Source organism: Mesorhizobium sp. M7A.F.Ca.CA.001.08.2.1 (assembly GCF_003998455.1).
GTDB classification, from domain to species: domain Bacteria; phylum Pseudomonadota; class Alphaproteobacteria; order Rhizobiales; family Rhizobiaceae; genus Mesorhizobium; species Mesorhizobium ciceri.
Genome location: NZ_RZPW01000746.1, coordinates 1 through 3,003, shown reverse-complemented (window position 1 = coordinate 3,003; position 3,003 = coordinate 1). Strand labels below are relative to the sequence as shown.

3 protein-coding genes are annotated in these 3,003 nt (G+C 62.5%); all 3 read left to right on the top strand.

The window, feature by feature from the left end:
* Positions 1-1,677 (top strand): methanol/ethanol family PQQ-dependent dehydrogenase (locus EN914_RS30140; protein WP_245497875.1); only part of this gene is annotated, 1,677 nt, incomplete at its 5' end.
* Entirely contained in the window at positions 1,658-2,527 is an 870-nt protein-coding gene (locus EN914_RS30135; protein WP_024504614.1) for a substrate-binding domain-containing protein, read from the top strand. The genes EN914_RS30140 and EN914_RS30135, both read left to right, overlap by 20 nt.
* Positions 2,524-3,003, top strand: a 480-nt coding sequence (locus EN914_RS30130) for a c-type cytochrome (RefSeq protein WP_127389468.1), incomplete at its 3' end; no start/stop codon positions are given. The genes EN914_RS30135 and EN914_RS30130, both read left to right, overlap by 4 nt.

Below are 3,003 nucleotides of genomic sequence, written 5' to 3'. Positions count from 1 at the left end.
GGGACAATGCCGGCCAAGAACTACGCGTCGACCCGCTTCAGCGAACTCAGCGAGATCAACGAAGGCAACGTCAAGAACCTGCAGGTCGCCTTCACCTTCTCGACCGGCGTAAACAAGGGCCAGGAAGCAGCGCCGCTGGTCGTCGGCAACAACATGTACATCGTCACGCCCTTTCCCAACATCGTCTACGCGCTCGACCTTTCCAGGCCAGGCGCGCCGATGAAGTGGAAGAACGAGCCCAACCCCGAGCCGGCGGCACAAGGAGTGGCCTGCTGCGATGTCGTCAACCGCGGAGCGGCCTTCGCCAACGGACGCATCTTCTTCAACACGCTGGACGGCCACACGATCGCGCTCGATGCCAATACGGGCAAGCCGATCTGGAACACTCATGTCGGCAACATCAATATCGGCGAGACCATCACCATGGCTCCGCTGGTGGTGAAGGGCAAAGTTCTGGTCGGCAATTCCGGCGGCGAAATGGGCGTCCGCGGCTGGGTCAAGGCGCTGGATGCCGGAGACGGGCATGTTGTCTGGACGGCTTATGGCACTGGACCCGACAAGGATGTGCTGATCGGCCCGGACTTCAAGCCCCACTACGACATGGACAGGGGCACAGACCTTGGCGTGACGACATGGCCACCGGAAGCCTGGAAGATCGGCGGCGGCAATATGTGGGGCTGGATCTCCTACGATCCGGACTTGAACCTGATCTTCCACGGCACAGGCAATCCAGGACCGTGGAATCCGGATTTGCGGCCAGGCGACAACAAATGGACGTCCGGTATTTTCGCGCGTGACGCCGATACCGGAGCGGCGAAGTGGTTCTATCAGTGGAGCCCGCATGACCTCCATGACTATGACGGCATCAACGAGCAGATCCTTCTGGACATGACCTGGCAAGGCAAGCCGCGCAAGGTCCTTGTCCGACCGGAACGCAACGGCTACCTCTATATCCTCGATCGGACCACTGGAGAGGTGCTATCGGCCACAGCCTATGGCCCGGTCAATTCCAGCAAAGGCGTCGATCTGAAGACCGGCCGCCTGATTGCAAACCCTGACAAGAGAACCGGCACCGGCAAGGTGGTCCGAGACATTTGTCCGACGGCATCCGGCCTCAAGGACTGGCAGCCATCGGCGTTTTCGCCGAGGACCGGCCTGCTCTACATCCCCCACAACAATCTCTGCATGGATGAAGAAGGCGTCGAGGTAAACTACATCGCAGGCACGCCCTATGTCGGCATGAACGTACGCATGATCCCCGGGCCGGGCGGCAATCGTGGTGCTTTTACCGCCTGGGATGTTGCCGCCGCCAAGCCGGCCTGGGTCCTGAAGGAGAACTTTCCGGTATGGAGCGGCACCGTCGTCACTGCCGGCGATGTCGTCTTTTACGGGACCATGGAAGGCTGGTTCAAGGCGGTCAGCGCCAGGACCGGCGATCTGCTTTGGCAGTTCAAGACATCGTCCGGCATCATCGGCCAGCCAATAACCTATCGCGGCCCCGATGGGCACCAGTATGTCGCAATTCTGTCAGGCGTCGGTGGCTGGGCCGGCGCCATCGTTTCGGGCGACTTAGACCCACGCGATGCCACCGCGGCACTTGGCTTCGTCAACGCGATGAAGGATCTGAAGAACGCTACCACGGCGGGAGGCACGCTTTATGTGTTCCGGCTGCCTTGATGGATTGAACTTGACCGTACGTCCGGCGCGAAAGGCGTTCCAACGGGTGGCGATCGGCATGGCCGGGCTCGCCTTGTTGCTCTTTCCGGCTGTTGCCAACGCACGTGAATTGAGAGTGTGCGCCGACCCGAACAACATGCCGTTTTCCAATGCGGCCGGTCAAGGCTTCGAGAACAGGATCGCGGAAATTGTCGCCACTGATCTTGGCGCCAAGCTGACGTATACCTGGTGGGCGCAGCGCCGTGGCTTCATCCGCAACACGCTGAAGGCAGGCCTTTGCGATCTCGTGCCCGGCACGCCTGCCAATCTCGAAATGCTGCGCACCACCACGCCTTACTACCGTTCGTCCTATGTCTTCGTGACCCGCCAGGACGGCCCGGACGTGACGTCCTTCAACGACCCGCGGTTGCAAGAATTGCGCATCGGTGTTCAGCTCATCGGCGACGATGGCGCCAACTCGCCGCCTGTCCAGGCGCTTGGCCGCCGCGGCATTGTCGGGCACCTCATCGGCTACCCCGTCTATGGCGACTACTCTGCTCCCAACCCGCCGGCGCGCATCGTCGAAGCTGTCGCGAACGGCGAGATCGACCTTGCCGTGGTCTGGGGTCCGCTCGCCGGCTATTTCGCGCAGAGGCAAAAGGTGCCGCTCCGGATCACGCCGGTCACGCCTCGCATCGATGGACCGCAACTGCCGCTGATGTACGACATCTCAATGGGTGTTCGACGCGAGGACGATGCGCTGCGTGGCGATGTGAATAGCGCGCTTGCCCGACACAAGGCCGAGATCGACGCGGTTCTGGCGCGATACGGCGTACCGCGTCTGGACATGGCCGGGAGACCGGCCCTATGAGTCGCGCTCTGGCGATGTTGCTGCCCTTGACACTGGCCCTGGTCGCCTGCCAGCGCGAGGAGCGCGACACGCGACCGCAATCGGCGCTCGGCTCAGGTGAGCAGCCGACGCCTGTGACCACGTTGGAGCCGGGCGGACAGCGACCCTCCCCCACCGACAACAAAGCGGCGAGCTTCGAGGCCAACGCCTTCCACATGAGCGAGGGCAAACGCCTGTTCGGCTGGTTCAACTGCTCGGGCTGCCATGCCAATGGCGGTGGCGGCATGGGTCCGGCGCTCATGGACGAGAAGTGGATCTACGGCAGCTCGATGGAAAGCATCCACGCCACGATCCGCGACGGCAGGCCCAACGGGATGCCAAGCTTCGGCCAGAAGATACCCGACGACCAGATATGGGAGCTGGCGGCCTTCGTGCGCGCACTGGGCGGCAACGCGCCGTCTTCCGCCGCGCCGCAACGCAATGACGATATGATGGTG

Coding starts and splice junctions, on each gene's coding strand:
- EN914_RS30135 (WP_024504614.1), top strand. CDS start 1,658: ATGTGTTCCGGCTGCCTTGATGGATTGAACTTGACCGTACGTCCGGCG.